Source organism: Oligoflexus tunisiensis (genome assembly GCF_001748245.1).
GTDB classification, from domain to species: Bacteria; Bdellovibrionota_B; Oligoflexia; order Oligoflexales; family Oligoflexaceae; genus Oligoflexus; species Oligoflexus tunisiensis.
Genome location: NZ_BDFO01000001.1, coordinates 767,429 through 784,480 on the forward strand (window position 1 = coordinate 767,429; position 17,052 = coordinate 784,480).

16 protein-coding genes and 1 pseudogene are annotated in these 17,052 nt (G+C 52.9%); 9 read left to right on the top strand and 8 right to left on the bottom strand.

The window, feature by feature from the left end; all coding sequences use genetic code 11:
- Window position 1 precedes the first annotated feature (1 nt).
- The gene (locus OLTU_RS03480) at window positions 2–847 is read left to right on the top strand and encodes a CheR family methyltransferase (protein ID WP_141731365.1); all 846 of its coding nucleotides are present in this window, start codon (window positions 2–4) and stop codon (window positions 845–847) included.
- 17 nt (window positions 848–864) lie between these two features.
- Window positions 865–2,478, top strand: coding sequence for a response regulator (locus OLTU_RS03485; RefSeq protein ID WP_176736306.1), 1,614 nt, complete (start codon window positions 865–867; stop codon window positions 2,476–2,478).
- 57 nt (window positions 2,479–2,535) lie between these two features.
- Here the strand turns inward: OLTU_RS03485 and OLTU_RS03490 are convergent, their stop codons facing one another.
- Window positions 2,536–3,948 carry a phosphoribosyltransferase gene (locus OLTU_RS03490; RefSeq protein ID WP_141731367.1) on the bottom strand — a complete coding sequence of 471 codons (1,413 nt, stop codon included), beginning with the start codon at window positions 3,946–3,948 and terminating at the stop codon, window positions 2,536–2,538.
- Window positions 3,949–4,121: 173 nt separating this feature from the next.
- Window positions 4,122–4,361: pseudogene (locus OLTU_RS03495) on the bottom strand (plasmid stabilization protein); the annotation flags it as partial.
- Window positions 4,362–4,614: 253 nt separating this feature from the next.
- Here OLTU_RS03495 and OLTU_RS03500 point away from each other — a divergent pair.
- The 3 genes from OLTU_RS03500 (at window position 4,615) to OLTU_RS03510 (ending at window position 8,742) form a co-directional block, all read left to right on the top strand.
- Entirely contained in the window at window positions 4,615–6,603 is a 1,989-nt protein-coding gene (locus OLTU_RS03500) for a 7TM diverse intracellular signaling domain-containing protein (protein WP_141731369.1), read from the top strand.
- A 106-nt stretch (window positions 6,604–6,709) separates the two neighbouring features.
- Window positions 6,710–7,870 carry an NAD(P)/FAD-dependent oxidoreductase gene (locus OLTU_RS03505; protein WP_141731370.1) on the top strand — a complete coding sequence of 387 codons (1,161 nt, stop codon included), beginning with the start codon at window positions 6,710–6,712 and terminating at the stop codon, window positions 7,868–7,870.
- The gene (locus OLTU_RS03510; protein WP_141731371.1) at window positions 7,870–8,742 is read left to right on the top strand and encodes a sigma-70 family RNA polymerase sigma factor; all 873 of its coding nucleotides are present in this window, start codon (window positions 7,870–7,872) and stop codon (window positions 8,740–8,742) included. Before OLTU_RS03505 ends, OLTU_RS03510 begins: the two co-directional genes overlap by 1 nt.
- Before the next feature lie 64 nt (window positions 8,743–8,806).
- Here the strand turns inward: OLTU_RS03510 and OLTU_RS03515 are convergent, their stop codons facing one another.
- Window positions 8,807–10,324 (bottom strand): hypothetical protein, encoded by a 1,518-nt coding sequence (locus OLTU_RS03515; protein ID WP_141731372.1) that lies wholly within the window; start codon window positions 10,322–10,324, stop codon window positions 8,807–8,809.
- A gap of 242 nt (window positions 10,325–10,566) precedes the next feature.
- Here OLTU_RS03515 and OLTU_RS03520 point away from each other — a divergent pair, with 242 nt between their 5' ends.
- Entirely contained in the window at window positions 10,567–10,827 is a 261-nt protein-coding gene (locus tag OLTU_RS03520) for a hypothetical protein (protein WP_141731373.1), read from the top strand.
- A 69-nt stretch (window positions 10,828–10,896) separates the two neighbouring features.
- Here the strand turns inward: OLTU_RS03520 and OLTU_RS03525 are convergent, their stop codons facing one another.
- Both OLTU_RS03525 and OLTU_RS03530 read right to left on the bottom strand, forming a co-directional pair.
- On the bottom strand, window positions 10,897–11,322 hold the full coding sequence (locus OLTU_RS03525) for a hypothetical protein (RefSeq protein WP_141731374.1): 426 nt from the start codon (window positions 11,320–11,322) through the stop codon (window positions 10,897–10,899).
- A gap of 231 nt (window positions 11,323–11,553) precedes the next feature.
- Window positions 11,554–12,033: a hypothetical protein gene (locus OLTU_RS03530; protein WP_141731375.1), complete on the bottom strand. Its 480-nt coding sequence runs from the start codon at window positions 12,031–12,033 to the stop codon at window positions 11,554–11,556.
- Between the two features lie 448 nt (window positions 12,034–12,481).
- On the opposite strand from OLTU_RS03530, the gene OLTU_RS03535 reads away from it, so the two are divergent.
- The 3 genes from OLTU_RS03535 to OLTU_RS03545 all read left to right on the top strand — a co-directional run bounded on the left by OLTU_RS03535 (window position 12,482) and on the right by OLTU_RS03545 (window position 14,526).
- On the top strand, window positions 12,482–13,318 hold the full coding sequence (locus tag OLTU_RS03535; RefSeq protein WP_141731376.1) for a hypothetical protein: 837 nt from the start codon (window positions 12,482–12,484) through the stop codon (window positions 13,316–13,318).
- Between the two features lie 11 nt (window positions 13,319–13,329).
- Complete coding sequence (locus OLTU_RS03540) at window positions 13,330–13,869, top strand: hypothetical protein (protein ID WP_141731377.1); 540 nt, start codon at window positions 13,330–13,332, stop codon at window positions 13,867–13,869.
- Window positions 13,870–14,034: 165 nt separating this feature from the next.
- Window positions 14,035–14,526, top strand: a complete 492-nt coding sequence (locus tag OLTU_RS03545; protein ID WP_141731378.1) for a VOC family protein — start codon at window positions 14,035–14,037, stop codon at window positions 14,524–14,526.
- A 100-nt stretch (window positions 14,527–14,626) separates the two neighbouring features.
- On the opposite strand, the gene OLTU_RS03550 is transcribed toward OLTU_RS03545, so the two are convergent.
- The 3 genes from OLTU_RS03550 to OLTU_RS03560 form a co-directional block, all read right to left on the bottom strand.
- The gene (locus tag OLTU_RS03550) at window positions 14,627–15,190 is read right to left on the bottom strand and encodes a histidine phosphatase family protein (RefSeq protein WP_141731379.1); all 564 of its coding nucleotides are present in this window, start codon (window positions 15,188–15,190) and stop codon (window positions 14,627–14,629) included.
- 130 nt (window positions 15,191–15,320) lie between these two features.
- Window positions 15,321–16,307, bottom strand: coding sequence for an NAD(P)-dependent alcohol dehydrogenase (locus OLTU_RS03555; protein ID WP_141731380.1), 987 nt, complete (start codon window positions 16,305–16,307; stop codon window positions 15,321–15,323).
- Between the two features lie 203 nt (window positions 16,308–16,510).
- Window positions 16,511–16,810, bottom strand: coding sequence for a ribbon-helix-helix domain-containing protein (locus tag OLTU_RS03560; protein WP_141731381.1), 300 nt, complete (start codon window positions 16,808–16,810; stop codon window positions 16,511–16,513).
- Window positions 16,811–17,052: the final 242 nt, after the last annotated feature.

A 17,052-nucleotide genomic window follows, 5' to 3' on the forward strand; every position in this document is an offset into this window, starting at 1 on the left:
TATGATGCACGGTTCGGTGGAGGATATCGAAATCAAGCTGCTGATTCAGGCGATTCATGCCTGTTATGGCTATGATTTCGGAGGCTATAACGAAGCATCGTTTAAACGGCTGGTGACTGTCATCCTGTCGAAATATGGCATTCCCACGATTTCACGGCTGCAGGACGAAATTCTTCAGAAACCGGATTTTTTCGCCAGAGTGCTGCCGGATCTGACCGTGACCACCAGTGAAATGTTTCGCGACCCGGCCTTTTACCGGGAGTTCCGCGAGGAGATCATTCCCTTCCTGAGCACCTGGTCGGCCTTCAAGATTTGGCATGCCGGCTGCAGCACAGGCGAGGAGGTCTACTCGCTAGCCATATTGCTGAAGGAAGCCGGGCTCTATGATCGTGCGGTGATCTATGCCACGGATATCAATCCCACGGCTCTGAAGGTGGCCAGGGAAGGCATTTATCCGGTGACCCAAATCAAGCGTGATACGCAGAATTATATAGCTGCTGGCGGCCGTGAAAGTTTTTCCTCGTATTACATGGCGTCCTATGATGCCGTGCGTTTTGATCCGACGCTTCGCAAGAACATCCTGTTCGCAACCCATAATCTGGTGGTGGATGATGTCTTCTGCGAGGCTCATGTAATTCTCTGTCGCAATGTTTTGATCTACTTTGATCGGGATTTGCAGGCCAGGGTCCTCGACCTTTTCTCCCGCAGTCTGGTTTTCAAGGGATATCTTTGTCTGGGTTCCCATGAAACGGTGCGGTTTGTTCGGGGTGGCCAGGAGTTCCAGGCGGTGTCCGATCAGCATAAGATCTTTCGCAAGGTTGTCCGGAGTGGAGCACCGCTTCAATGAATCCGGTAGGGGGTACAATGATAAGAACGAAAATTCTGCTCGTCGACGACCGTCGGGAAAACCTGGTGGCGCTCGAAAATATCATTAAGACCGATGATGTGGATATCCTCAAGGTTCAATCCGCGCCTGATGCTCTGGCCTTGCTGCTGGAACATGAGTTCGCCCTGGCCTTGATCGATGTGCAGATGCCTGGCATGAATGGATTTGAACTGGCCCAGATCATGCGGTCGGTGGACCGGAGCCGGGATATTCCCATCATCTTTGTCACGGCCTCGGAAAGTGAAAAGCAACATATCTTTGAAGGCTATGAGCATGGAGCTGTGGATTATTTGCTCAAGCCGCTGATGGCTCCCATCGTGCGCAGCAAGGTTTCCGTCTTCGTCGATCTCTATCAGAAGAAAGTGGCTCTCATGCAGAAGTTGAAAGAGGTCGAAACCTTGCGCGATGCTGCGGAAAGCGCAAGCAGGGCCAAGAGCAATTTCCTGGCGAATATGAGCCACGAGATCCGAACGCCGCTCGGGGCGGTCCTTGGCTTTGCGGAACTTCTGCGTCTCAAGGATCAGTCGCCGGAAGAACGCGAGAATTGCATCAATGCCATCACGCGCAATGGTCAGCTCCTTTTGCAGCTGCTCGATGACATTCTGGATCTTTCGAAGATTGAAGCCGAAAAGATCGAAGTGGATCGGGTGACGGTGTCGATGGCTGATCTGCTCCAGGATATCCGGGCTGTGCATGAACACAAGGCCAGTGAGAAGGGCATTCGCCTCAGGATTGAAACCGAAGGGCGCCTGCCACGCGAGATCTCCACGGATATCCTGCGACTCAAACAGATTCTTTACAATATCGTCGGTAATAGTCTGAAGTTTACCGAACGCGGTGAAATCTGTGTGCATGTCTCCTATAATCCCAGGCGTTATGGTGGGACCCTGCTGTTTCAGGTGACCGACACCGGTTGTGGCCTGTCGGATGCTGAGGCCGGTCGCATCTTTCAGCCTTTCATGCAGGCCGATGGTTCCACCACCCGGCGCTTCGGCGGGACAGGTTTGGGGCTGATCATTTCCAAGCGTCTCGCCGAGCTTCTGGGTGGCGATGTCGTGCTGGTGGAAAGTCACAGCGGTGTAGGCTCAACCTTTCAGGTGAGCTGTGATCCCGGTCCCATTCACGAATCCCAGCTGGTGGATGGCGAAAGCCTTCTGAAGAAGGAAAACGGCAGGGTCTTTGGCGCTGTGGATTCGTCCTTGCGCCTGGATGATATTCGGGTGCTGGTGGTCGATGATTCAGCCGACAATCGCAACCTTTTGAGTCGAATTATTGGCCGATTTGGGGCCATGGTGGATACGGCCTCCGACGGCTCGGAAGCCGTAAATAAAGCCCTGGGAGGCAACTTTGATGTGGTGCTGATGGATATTCAAATGCCCGGCACGGATGGGCTGGAAGCCACCGCTCAGTTGCGTCGGCAGGGCTATAACAAACCGATTCTCGCTCTGACGGCGCATGCCATGAAAGAAGAGCAGGGGCGCTGTCTCAATGCCGGTTGCGATGCGCATCTCAGCAAGCCCGTGAATTTTCGCAGCCTCGTCACGAGCATTGCAGAGTATGCCGGACGTCATCCGATTCAGGCGATGGGCTGACACGTGGCGAAAAGACCCCGATGATTTCTGAAGGAAACCAGCGGGGCCCCCCATCCATCACACAGACATTCCATATTCATTCGTCCGGCCTCGATCCCGTGATCGCAAGATCTGCGCAAAATGTGAAGGCTCGTGCATCTCATGGTCTTCCATAAGATGTTGCTCGAACCAGTGACTGGTAAGATTCGCGGCCCGCAGCCATGCCCCTTCCTCTTCAAAGAGATGACTGGCCTGAGGTATGACCTCAATCCGCACCAATCCAGGGCGCATGCGCGAGCGGGCACAAACATTCAAATCCATGATGGCAATATCCTGTCCTCCCATAAGGAACAGGGTGGGTGCCGTGACTTTGCTCAAGGACTCACCGGCGAGCTCCGGACGGCCACTCAGGGAAACGATGGCTTTGATATCATGGCCCAACGTTGCCGCAGCCTTGAGTGCAGCAGCCGTGCCGGTGCTGGAGCTGAAGTAGCCGATCGGTTGATGGTCGTGCGCCAGTTCGTTTTTCACCCATTCCGTGGCCTGGATAAGGCGTTTGGTCAGAAGGGGAATGTCAAAGCGCAGATGACGGCTTTGCAGTTCGGACGCCTCCTCCTCCTCGGTGAGAAGATCGAAGCGCACGGTGGAAAATCCGTCTTCGTGGAGCCGATGAGCAATATGATCATGCTGCGGGCTTTGACCAGGATAGCCTGTGCCGTGGATCAGCATGACAAGTCCCTGACTGTCGCCATCATGGATGAGGAGCTTTCCCGGCAGTTCAACTGCTCCTGCGGGAATGGAAATATGCTGCATCCCTGGCAGATCCTTCTCCTCGGGATCCGTCCTGATCCATGTTTCAGCCTGGGCCAGAAGACTGACCACTTCGTCATCCGAAGTCTGCGTAAAGTCCTCATACCACAGACCCACACCATAGAAGGGCTCGGGCGTCATGAGGCAGATCATTTCGTCGCCGAGCTTTTTCATGCTATCAAAGGTTGAGGGAGGGGCCAGAGGCACAGCGATGACGATTTTTGCCGCCTTTTGTTTTTGCACGGCGCGAATGGCTGCCAGCATGGTGGAACCCGTGGCAAGTCCGTCATCGACGAGCACCACAGTCTTCCCTTGGAATTTGAGTGGCGGCTTGTTCTGCCGATAGAGGGCTTCACGCCTTTTTATTTCCTGACGCTCGCGCTGTGTGACCCTTTCCACGACGCTGTCGGATATCTGCAGGGCATCGATGATTTCCTGATTCAAAACCCGATCCCCGCTGCTGGAAATGGCGCCCATGGCCAGCTCTTCATGTCCGGGAACGCCCAGCTTGCGAACCAGAAACACATCGAGGGGAGCCTTCAGACGCTGGGCTATTTCAAAGCCCACAGGCACGCCGCCACGTGGCAGGGCCAGGACCATCACATTTGGTTGATCGGCATAGGCCATCAATTTTTCGGCCAGCAATTGTCCAGCTTCGGACCTATTTTTCAGCTGTTTCATAGTGATTCTCTTTGAAGTAGGAAGTGGGGTCGCATGCAACACTCCGTGCCTGTTTCTGGGGTTGTCTCGCGAACATGACAGTTCGAATCGTTTTCGCTACAGAGTTCACCTACAGGTCAACAGAGAAAGCGGACTCTGATGTAAGGTGAATTCCATCCAGGGACTCAACCGTCTTTCTTACCGCGGGCCTTGCCTCCAAGTTTGCCACCGCGCTTCATGGGTTCATGGTTTTCCTCGCGGCCATGACCCGAGCCGCCTGGTTTTTCACCACCACCGTGAATCTTATTCACTGTGGCCCAGGCGCGGCGTTCCGCTTCCTCTTCCGAAAGGCCACGCTCTTCGTAGCCCTCTTCAATATGCTCAGCCTGGCGCTTTTGCTTGTCTGTGTATTTGGATTTGTCACCCACTGGCATGATGTTTTCTCCCTGGTTGAGGTGGTATGCGAGAAGGAGCCGGAGAACCTTTTTGCAAATTCTGCTCCATTCGCTTCACGAAGCACGTTACCTGGGTTTTTTATGAATGATCATGGAGTTCTTGATGTTTTGCAAAACCAGCCCGGGGTGTGCAGAATGCAAAAGCAGGCAAGTTTGTCCCTCCCCATTTTCGACCAATCGCTTAAGCTGGAAAGTGGGCCCATTGGCTTAACTTTTAGAATCAATGTGAACGATGGCACGATTGGCGTTGAAAATTCTTCTGCTCTTCCTTGGCTATTGGGGAACCACGTTCCCCGCCAGCGCCACGCCTTTTCCATTGAAAGCGATACATAGCGGCGATCCTCTGGGCCGACATCTCTTCCTCTACAAGGATGACTCAGGGACCCTCACCGCCCAGCAGATTGCCGACCGCCGCGCCTCCTTTCAGCCCTCACAGGACGACTATCCCAACTGGAAAATGACCTCGGCCACCGCCTGGGCCTTTTTCCAGATCGACAATCCCTATCCTGAAGAACGCCTGATCTATCTTGAAAACTACTATGCGATGACGGATTCCATCCATCTTTACAGCTATGCCGAGGGGCAGGCCGCGCCCATCGCCATGATGGGTGATCACCTGCCTTTCGAAACCCGCCCGGTCTTTTATCGTCATCCCCTGTTTCCTCTGATCCTTAAACCCGGTATCAACGCTTTTCTGATTTCTGTCCAAACCAGCGGTCCCAACCGCATGCCTTTTCAGATCTGGACCCCCAAGGAACTTCAATACAAGATGGCCATCGAGAACTTTCTTCTTGGTGTGGCCTTCGGCTTGATCGCTTTCATGATCATCTATAATTACTTCATTTCCCTGTCACTGCATTCTCAGACCTACTTTTTCTATGTCGCCTATGGTCTGGGTTTTCTTCTGATGCAGATCGGTTTGCAGGGCGTGGCCGGCTATGTTACGGACTCTCCCGCCGTGCAGGAATGGTTGTCCAACTGGGGATTCCTGGCTGGCGTGCAGGCCTGTAACGTCTTTGCCACTCTCTTTTCCATGCGTTTTCTTGATTTGTACCATCACCTGCCGCGTGTGCATCGGCTCTTTTCCATGCTGTGCTGGCTCTATGCTGCTGTCCTGTTGACAGTGATTCTGCAGATCAACTACCGTATCGCAGCCTTGCTGGCAAACGCCATGACAGCCGTCTCGACCATCAGCATGCTGAGCCTGGGCCTTTACTTCGTGGCCAGGAAACACCGTCCGGCTTATTTCTATACCACAGCCTGGGTCTTCCTCCTGATGGGGGCTCTGTCCTTCTCTTTAAGCAATATGGGAATCCTGCCTGTCAATTTTTTGACGACCTATGGAAACCTTATCGGCGGCTGCTGTGAAATGTCCCTGCTCTCTTTCGCCCTGGCCGACCGCGTGCGTCACCTGCGGGAAACGCGGAACCAGGAGAAGGAAATCTATATTCAAAATCTCATGGCGAAAGAGCATGAGACTCACCATTCCTATACGCAGCTGGCCAAGATCGTTTACCCGCATCAGATTTCCCTGATGAAGCAGGGCAGGGATCTGGAAGAGACCATGCAAACCGGCAGTTCCACGGCTGTTGTGATCGTCTTTGACGTCATTGGCAGTACCCGCTTTACCGATATCCACAAGCAGGAGTTCTTCCAAAAAGTCTTCATCAAATGCTATCAACGCATGATGCGCCAGTACGATGAAAATAACTCCATGGCCGAAGCCTACCGTATCAAGGAACTCGGCGACGGTTTCATGTGCAGCGTCGGCTACCCCTTTCCCATACCCGAAGGCCTGGACCGCAGCTCCATCGCCATGACCCTGGCTCTGGATTTTATCGACATCTGGAACCAGGTTCGAGCCGGCATGAACCCCGAGCTTCCGCGCTATTGCTCCATCGGGATAGCCGAAGGCGAGGTGCATGGGTTTTACCCGGTGGCGGGTGTGCGTGAATACGATTTGCATGGCGTGGCCCTTGTCCTTGCGAATCGTTATGAAAACCTGCGGCGGGTGCTCTTTAACAATGTTGAGGCCCATATCCTGACCGCGCAGGCCAGCTTCGTGGAGAAGTTGCCACTCCCCCTTCAGCAGAGGTTTCAGCGCTATGCTTTGAGTGAGTTGAAAGACTTTCAGATCCGGAATGATCCGGATGCGAAAGTATTTTATTCGATGTTCCTGGATCAGAAGAGTGCTGAGTCTTCGGGGGCTTCTGGTTACTAAATCTTCGGCGTAAAATTATTCAATATTAATAACTAGTTAATAGATTGTTGTCCCATTCCTCCGCCCTGAATCGTCTCCTGTTTGCCATCACATAGGAGGCGATACCATGAAGCCCCAAATCGTAATAGCCGGCGGTGGATACGCTGGCCTCTTCGCGGCCGCCCGACTCCGTAAGTATTCAGGTATGAAAGTCACCCTGATCGATGCCAACGAACATTTTGTGCAGCGCGTTCGATTGCATGAGTATCTGGCTGGCCGTTCTGTGGAACGCCTGGCTTACCGCGATCTTTTGGAACCCCACGGCATGGACTTCGTCCAGGGTCGCATTCAATCCATTCAACCCGATCAGCAGACCCTGGTTTTGGACAGCCCCGAAGGCTCCCGCATTCTTCACTATGATTGGCTGCTCTATGCCCTCGGCAGCCGCACGCAGCGTTCTCAAAATATTCCCGGCCTGCTCGAGCATGCTTTCACCCTGGACGCAGGACCGGCGTTGGATCGTGCCCGCGAGGTCCTGCAAACACTTCCCGCTGGCAGCCCAGTGGTCGTCATGGGAGCGGGCCTGACCGGACTCGAATCCGCCACGGAAATCAAGGAAATCCATCCGCATCTTGATGTCACACTTGTCGATGCCGGGCGAGCTTTCACTGGATATACACCCAAAGCCGAACAGGAAATCCGCCGCGTTCTCAAAAAGCTGAACATTCACCTTCATGAGAATAAAACAATTGCTCGTGTCACAGTCGATCGACTGGGATTCACAGACCAAAGTGAAATACCCTGCGCCCTCGCGATCAACTGCCTTGGTTTTGAAGTCCCAAGTCTGGCCCGCGACTCCGGTATTCGCACGGCCAAAAACGGTCAAATCCAGGTGGATCCCTATCTGCGTTCCCTCAGCCACCCCCGAATCCTGGCACTCGGGGATGCTGCAGAACTGGACTCATCATCAACTGCCGCGCAGCGCATGTCCTGTGCCTCCGCGTGTCCTATGGGAACTTATGCAGCCGACCTCCTGCACCGTTTGCAAAGTGGAAAAAAATTGATAACCTTTCGATTTGGATTCACAGGACGCTGTATTTCCCTGGGCCGGAGAGCCGGCATCCTCCAGTTCGTCAACGCCAAGGACCAGCCGTTGCAACGGTTTTTCCGAGGACGTCTGGCTGCCTGGATCAAGGAAATGGTGTGCCTGGGAACCGTGAAAGTTCCGTTGTGGGAACTGCGCTGGGGAGTCGCCCTTTATCGCTGGTATCAACCAAAGGACGTTTAATGGACACCTTGCTTCAGGACTACTTGCGCGAACGCCCGATGCTCCTGCGGGTCGCCTACAAAATCCTCGGCTCGCAATCGGAAGCCGAGGATGTCCTGCAGGATCTTTATCTAAAAATATCCGCACATGAAGGCGGACCCGTGGAGAACTCCCGGGCCTGGCTTATCCGTGTCGTGGTGAATTCGTCCATCGACCAGAAGCGATCCTTTTATCGGCGCAAGGTCGACTACATCGGCACCTGGCTCCCGGAACCTTTTGCCGAAACCGAAAAAAGTTTACGCGAAGTGCAGGACGATATCTCCATGGCGCTCATGGTTTTGCTGGAACGCTTGAATCCCGTGGAACGAGCGGTGTTCGTTTTACGGGAAACCTGCGATCTGAAGTACAGCGAAATCGCCGACATCCTTGGCACAACCGAAGCCGCCTGTCGCAAATCATGGCAGCGCGCTGAGGCTCACCTGGACCAGGGTCGCAAGCGATTTCACGCGGACCCCAAAACTCACGAAAGTATCACGAAGGCGTTTCTGCAGTTCTGGTCCCAGGGCAATACCGAGGAGCTGATCAAGCTTCTTCAAGCTGATGCCATCCTCCACTCCGATGGCGGAGGCAAAGTCGCCGCCACGGTCGAACCCATTGAAGGAGCCAGGCGCATCATCAAGTTCCTGTTCAGTCTTCTGCGTGCAGCCGGACCCAACATCAATGTCAGCGCGAAATTCCTGCCGCCTGATCAAACCTGCCTTCTGGTGGATGGTCAGTTGGAAACCTTGATTTATCTTGATTATGACGGCGAACATATCCGTAATCTCTATTTTGTCAGAAATCCGGATAAGCTTGAAAAGGTGAAGGCGCGGCTGGCTGCGGAACAGGAATAGTCAGTTATGCAGCAGAAACCGACTGAAAAAAAGGATCCGCAAAGAAACGGATCCTTCGTTCCCGTTACACCCCTGGCTGAGTCGGACTCTGTGGCCGCGGAGGGGGAAAAGAGCGGTCTGGCAGGATATGGCCGTTGTCGATGGATTCATCCTCGGAATCAGCCAGGCGACCGACACGATCGATGCCACCACCCGTCTTATCAACAATAGGTTGGTCCTCTTCATCCAATTCCATAATGCGATCAGAGCTTAATCGGGAAACATCAGCATTTGACACGCCGCGATCATGGATACGGTCGTCGCCAACGATAGTGGCATCGAAGGATCGATGCGCCGAAGCTCCGGGACCAGGATTGATTGACTTTCCATCTTGCGAACGCTGCCCGACCAATGGGGTCCGATCCGCATCGCCTGAGATTCCGTCAAGCGCCCGATCCCTGCCTGCAACCGATGTGCCTCCAGGACCACCGTGAACGGTTACGCCTGTATTTAAAGACCGTCCTGCAAAGGGCATACTGTTTGAGTCGGATGGAACCCCCGAAGCAGATCCGGCGCTCGTACTTGAAGATTGTCCGCTTTCCATCGATGTATCCTTACGGGAACCGCTGTCTGTATCAGAGGAACGGTCGACAGAAGCCAACCGATCAGCACTAACGATTAAGCTGTCGCCCAAAGCTTGACCGGCAAAGGACGTGTGTTCTGAAGGCACGGATACTCCAGTTCCAAAGGAGGGATCCGAGGATATGGTTTGCCCAAGGCTTACATCCGACGATTGACCGGCAAAAGGCATATCATCGGCATTCGCCGAAGTCCCTGCCGTGGAAGAGCGCCCAGCTGAGGACACGCGGTCACCTCCTTGAGAAGAATCAACGCCGGAAACCTGCCCCGAGAAGGGGACATGGTCCGCTGTTCCGGAAAGTCCGGACTGAGATATGCGGTCGCTTACCGACATACGATTCCCACCCGCCGTATCGCGATGGGAAGCTGAATGGCCAAAAGGCATGTGATCGACATCGACGCCAAGCGCTGAACTGGCAGCAGGATCAACCGCCGCACGCCGACCACTATCCAGCGATTCATCCCTAGCGGGTTGCCGTTCGGAATTGATGCCCCGGCTACTGTCAGTCGAAAAATCCGGGCTGCCTGCCCTGGCTGATGCATCTGCTGCCGTGGCTTGACTGCGCTGCGAGCCTCTTTCCGTGTGATAGTAATGGCTGCCTTTCTCTTCGACCACGCCGCCCATGCGAGAGATGATCTCACGGGAAAGACTGATGTCCGTGCAGTCCTCTATGACGACGAGGTGATGCTTTTTATCGTAGGCATCCTGGAACCAGGTTTCTGAATCCGAGCTCAGCTGCCAGGCGGGCCGATCATCATCGAACCCAAAAAGACGGGCAAAAAAGCCTTTTATCCCTCCGCCTCGATGGTGCTCGCCTTCAGCCGTACCCGTAAACGTCAGGGCCTGATCATTCTCGACCAATCGTGCAGCCGAGATTCCTTTGCTGTGGAGCTCGTCTGTGGCCCTTCTTGCAGCAGTAATATCGGAAAAGATGCCGACAACTGTTCTATTTTCACTACGCATGATTTTTCTCCTTGTCCGGTGGGCGGCCGATAACAAGGGTCATTATGCAATTCAGGTTCCAAATTATTGGCAGACTTCCCAGGCATTCCGTGCGCACCCCTCCCCGTGAAAATGGGATTGCGCCCAAATACGACCTCGCTTCGTTGAGAACGATTTCGAACAGGTTGAGAGGAAAATCCATCGCCTTCCAACAGTGCCCATGCTACGACTCCCCAACACCTCAAGCCTGTGGAGTGACTGAGATGTCCAGGTGGAAAGACCGTTTGAATTATGCAAAAGAAGCCGTATTTGCAGCTTTTCTCAGCCTGATCGCCGGCGTGAGTATCATGAATACACATGCTCTGGACGGCGAGAAATTGGGACGAAAGGGAGGCCTTATCAAGCTTCTTTGGGGCTGGCCGCTTGGTCTGCTTTGCGCGGCGCTGGCTCTTTACTCCCTGGCTAAAATTTATCAGCAGGCTACCGGAACATCACTCGGTATTAGGAGCAAGAGCGAACCGTAGAAATCACCGATCGCTTGCGCAGACTCATGTCGCCCTCGGCTGAGGCCGAGAGCTGCTTTTAAACGCCCCTCATTCCGTTGCAGGGCACTTGCTCTTCACATCCTCCAGATACATCTGCCGCGCGACCTCGAAACCACTCGCTTCGCAGCTGCCTTTGCTGATCGGCGAAGCAAGGTCTTTCACAAAATTCACGCATTGAAATTGGAGTTTGGGCGAAGGAATCCGACACTGGGTCCAGTCTTCCAGGATGGTCCAACACCAGATGGCATAACCCTCAGCTGGAATATGACTCCCGGCGTTCGAGATTTCATGAACGAGATTCTTGAAGCCGGTACAATAATCCCTCACTTCCGCTTCACCGGTGCAGGCATCTGGAATCCTCTCCTCCGGCCCGCAGCCATAGTTCATCATATAATGGGGCAGCGGACCATTGCTGACAGCCTGCGCAGTGGAACCCAAGGCGGTCAAAAGTACGGCCGTAATCAGAGATTTCATGGAATACTCCCGATGATGTTGTGATATTGCCTGATGAGCGTTGCAATTCCGGGGCCAGCGGTCATCGTCGGGGAAACCCGCCGCCCAAAGCCTGATTCTCTGTCATGGCAAGGCAGCGCTTGTTCATATTCATGGACGTTGTCTTGATATCAGCACATTGTCAAAGGTGGGGGTGGTCCCAACAGACCATAAGAGCGGCCTGCCGGGAATTTCACGTACCCACCAATCGGTTCAGCGCTTGTAGCTCAGGCCGAGCGCGATCTCGCTGGTAACATCCGTTGCTGGACCCTGGAGTGTGGCGTAAGTCGCTTTACGCAGGGTCGCATCGTAGAAACCTTCGGAATCTCTGGTCAAGGTCAGCTCGATCAGCTCGCCATCTGCAGGCCGCATGTCGACGGAGCACTTCAGCGCAAAAAGAATTCGACCTTTCTTCGATTCAACACAGGTCAATCCAGTGCCCAGCTCTTCCGTAGTGTCCGATACGGGTGCACCGAAGCCAGCTGTGATCACGCGATAATTCGCGGTGTAGGTGCCGAACTCATCTTTCTTAATTTTGATGGCTTCAAAGTTGCCATCAACAGGACGACGGTCCACGCTAAACGAATATACACTGGGAAGTCGCCCTGCCCGGCTGGAAACATCTGAATTCTCAGTGTTCTGCCCACAAGCGACAAGGCCAGCGGCAAGAGCAAACATTGCAAAATTTTTCATAAGACTCTCCATTATCCTGGGATAGAAGTTGTGGTGTCGCGCGAGGAAAAGCCCTTCTCTTCTTTCCCTCAAACACGAGAACAACCTTATCGCGATTTCATGTTCAGGTGGATTCGAATCGGATCCAAACTTCAATTCCTGTTCACCGTCAGCGAACAGTTGGCTGCGCCTGCTGACGAACAAAGCCACGGCATTCAGTGGCGAAGTGACGCCATCGAAAACCTTGTCTGACCGGTGCAACAGTCTGATAGGTCTGGCCTACGAGGCATAAGCTTCGGTCTCATAAGAGGATTTTGCAATACCCTGGCAGGAGGTCCCGTCTCGCGCCAGGCATGAACCTCAAGCGGTTTGTTTCCCTCAGGTTTTGGCTATTTGGTCAGCGCATCTTTTCGTTGCGAACAGCCCAGCTTTCCATTACCAAGAGAAGCCGCATTGCAAGGGGCCCATTATGGTAGATCCTGCTTCTGTCATTCTTTCCAGTTCCAGCCTGGTTGCACTGAGATCACTCATTGCTCTGCGCCGTTCCGTTGACCCAAAATTTTCCTACAGTTACATTTCGAAGCGGATCGGCATCAAATCCCGAAGCTACCTGTCCGAGGTCTTCAACGAGAAGAAGAAGCTGAACCCCAAGCATGTTGTTCCTATGGTCGATCTCCTTTCCTTGCCGCTTCCTGAAGCCGAGTTGCTCAAAGGAAGGCTCATCCTCGATGTCGGCGATCTGAGTGAGGCCGAGGCCGCTCGCATCCGTTTGGAGGTGCGCGATGCGGAGAAGAAACTCACGTCAGGCACCCTGGAATTGTCCGGTGTCCGGGATATCAACCTCGTCATGCTCCTGGCTGTCTGTCTCCATTTGTTCAAAGATGGCAAGGCAACCAAGCGGCAGATTTTTGACCTCTTCAAACGGGACAAACATCTCGAAGTGGAAAGGGGTCTCTACGATTTGGTGAAGAATGGATTGCTCGTGAAAGAGGCTGATCTTTACAGCTATTCACCCGATTACACGAATATGCTTCACGTGTATATGGCCACCAATAAGAAGAGCGAAGTTGATTATCTCAAGGCCTCGATACGCGAAGCGCTTGATCATGTGGATAATTTCCAGAGTAACTCTCAGGAGTCAGTATTTTACAGTGGTTTTATCACGGCAGAGAAAGCGAAGTACCTGCAGGACCTGGACTACGTAAAGCAAAGCCTTCGAAGTGTTCAGTCGCGCATTGAATCCAATTCTGCCGATACCGTCATCCGGTTCAATGTTCAAATCTATCCGGTAGCCACGAATGCATAGAGGAAATGAATATGAATAAGCTCAGCCGTGTCCTTGTCTCCCTGTTCCTGGCCTCTTATGGCCTGGGAACGTCCCAAGCTGCAGAGGCGCATTCCTATTCCGATCACTTTGCGAAGTTGGAATTCTTGCGACTTAAAAAGTCTGGTGAATGGTTGAATTACATCGAGGCTGGAAATTATGTGGAAGTTGAAGGCACGCGGTTCATCGGTTTGCAGGCTGCCTTCAGTCAGAGAAGGACTTGCCTGTATGGCTTCAGTCAAGCAGGATTTGACGGTCCTGGTTCGTTCGCGGTCGAGACTCGCTTCGTATGTTTCAACACAGGTCGGTATCAGCTGAATTTGCAGAAGGAATGGTGTGAACTGGGAACTCAAGGCTGCGAAATCGATCCAGGTGGAATTTCTGCAGGCATTGGGAACCTGCATGTTGCAGAGCCGAATGGGATCGGAGGAGGTCTGCCCTTCCCGAGGCCTGGTATCTTTCCAAATTCATATCCCAGTGTGCTGACAGTGGATGTTTATGAACCCTTAGGGCCGAACTTGCCAGGGCACTGAAAGCCGTCTTTATGGCGTTCACGCCTCTGACGGAATTCAATTCGAAAAATTATGTAAAAAATTTTGCCTTTTCTACGTGGGTCCCACCTCTTACTGTATTTGTGAGTTGGCTTCGACTCTCAGCTCAGTATGATTCGAAGCTTATTTACAAATTCGGAGACGCGTATGACGAATTCCATTCCCAAAGCTACGATCTGTTTGTGGTACGACCGAGACGCAGAAGAAGCAGCTCATTTTTATGCCAAAACTTTTCCTGACAGTCGCATCCGCAGTGTACAGCGGGCACCGTCTGACAACCCCAGTGGCAAAAAAGGCGATGTCCTGGTTGTTGAATTCACTGTGCTGGGCATCCCGTGCATCGGTATTAATGGTGGACCGATGTTTAAACACAGTGAAGCCTTCTCATTCCAGGTTGCTACAGTGGATCAAGCCGAGACCGACCGCTATTGGAATGCAATTGTCGGCAACGGCGGGGAGGAAAGCCAGTGTGGCTGGTGCAAGGACAAATGGGGTGTGTCCTGGCAGATCACCCCGATAGCATTGACCGAGGCGATGGCCAGCGGTGACGCGGCAGAAGCCAAGCGAGCGTTTGAAGCCATGATGAAAATGAAGAAGATCGATGTTGCGGAAATCTTGCGCGCGCGTGCGGGCAAGTGAGGTCTTCGAGTTCGTGCGTTAGAGTTATCCGAAAACCCCTCGTATGCGGCGTTGCCTGCTTTGCTGCGGTGCCTTGCCTCCAAGCGGTTTTCGGATGCTCTTAAAGCTCGAATCGAAAACCTTGATCCCAGGTTACTCCGCTGTCGGTGACAATCAGCCGAAACAAATCAGGGTTTCGCATACGCCGCCAGTTGGAGAAACCATATTCCGGAACCAGGCTTTTTAGGAGAAGGCCAATTAAATTACCGTGGCTACTCAGAAGAAGTGTCTCGCTTCTATGCAAGTCCAACAGCCTATCCAGGCAGGTACGCACACGATTCTGAGCTTTCTGACCCGACTCACAGCCAGGGAGGCAGAAATCCAAATTACTCCATGCATGTTCCATGATTTCAAGGAAATTATCGATCAAACCATCCGAGAAATGACGTTCGCGAAGATCGTGCGCAGTCTTCACAGGCAACCGGGTTGCCTGGGAAAATGGGTGAACCGTCTGTTGGGCTCGAAGATACGGGCTCGAATAAATATGTTGAATCCTTAGATCTTGCAGAACCGGTACGAGTTTCTCGGCTTGATCCTGACCACGGACGCTCAGCGGCCATTGACTTTCCTTCAGTTCATGACTTGGGGCGCTTTCGGCATGGCGTAAAAGATAGAATATCGTCATAATTTCCTCTCGACTCTCATCAGTCGCACCAGAGGAAGCATAAGGACGATCCTCGCCTTTTCAAGGGGTACCCCACTTACGATGAGTGCAATGCACCTTTCCCCTTGTTCAACTCTTAAACCCTTCGACCTCACACTAGAGCGCCATGTCCCACGGTGATAACAACGTTGCCCTTCTTATGACCTTCATCAACATAGGCATGCGCTTCCACGATCTGCTCCAACGGATACGTCCGGTCGATGACCGGCTTATACTTCCCCGCCTCCGCCAGTTCTCCGAGAAGGCGCACATCCTCGGGTCGTACTTTGGCCACCCCGGCCACCACCTTCTTGTCTGTCGTCATGTTTACCCAGGATGAACCAAGCGTGTCGGACAATCCGCCCAGGACCAGAAGAAACCGTCCGCCAGGTTTCAGCGAGACCTGGCACCGAGAGAATGGAGCCGTGCCAGCCGTATCCATAATGGCATCGTAGACCTCGCCATTGCGTGTGAAGTCCTCCTTTGTATAGTCGATCACAGCATCAGCGCCGAGCGAGCGAACCAGATCAAGGTTCGCCGTACTGCACACCCCGGTGACATGAGCCCCAAGATGCTTTGCCAGCTGGACTGCTGCTGTCCCCACAGCTCCGGACGCGCCATTGACAAGGAGACGCTCTCCGCTCCTGAGTTTTCCTCTGCGAAAGAAGTCGAGCGCCGTCGTCCCGCCGAAGCAAAGCGAGGCGGCCTCCTCGAACGTGAGGTTTTCTGGCTTCTTCGCGATAGCCTCTGTTTCGGGGAGGGCCCGGTACTCCACGTAGCATCCCCCGTATGCGTCGGACATTCCGAAAACCGGATTGCCAACCTGAAATCGGGTAACATTCTTTCCAACCGCAACCACCACTCCCGAGAGTTCCATTCCCAGGATCTGCCTCCGCGGGGCAAAGATCCCGAGCGCCAGACGGGAGAGAAGCCCGAAACCACGGGGGACATTCAAAGCGCGCATCCTGGCGTCACCCGAGGTTACCGTGGTCGCGCGCACTTCGATCAGTAGCTCGTTGTCCTTCGCTGTGGGCGTCGGAATCTCTTTGAGTTTGAGGACTTCTGGCGGGCCGTATTTCTCGTAGACGATTGCCTTCACGTCATTCCTCCGAGGTCCATGTGATTGACTTGGATTGATCCAGGTAGTGAGAGAGAATAGGGCCTCTCGCAAATTTTATCAAGGCAACTGGGCATTTAGATGAAATCAGGTATTTTGCTAAATGGGGTGAAAAGGAGTTGTTAAGGCAACCAGTCCTCATTAATGAAAACCGAGATCTGTTTAAGGGTTTACCCGAGATTCTCTTAAGCTTCTCTTTTCTTCCTGTCTTTGATGTATCTTTTCAATATGACTTTTATGAATGCTTGATAGGAATCGAACCCCTCGTCCTGCGCAGCTTCCTTGATCTCCTTTAGGAACTCGTCATCAATCCTGATGCTTCTTAGATCACTCTTCTTGTTGCCGACTGAGCTTGGGCCTATTTCCATGTGATCGGGGTCGTTACCATATTTTCCATCTGGCTCCCAATCATTCGAGCTCTCATTAACGTGGTCTATCCAGTCTTTCTGAGTTCGCTTTTTCTTCTTTTCAATCTTGTCATTCATAAACAATCCCGCCTGCTGATTTGTATGCTTTAACGGATCTTTGATCGACATAGAATGCAGTCTTTAGATAGGCTGATATAACAAGCTCCACTGCCAACTCCGGCTGTATATACAATGTAATTACATAGAGAATAATAATTCAATGATGCTTTGCTAAGCAACTGGACTTACAAGCATAATTTTGGGTAATTCTGCGAATGAATTCTTTGGGTGTGCAGCTAATATGACTTAGTTGCCGATTT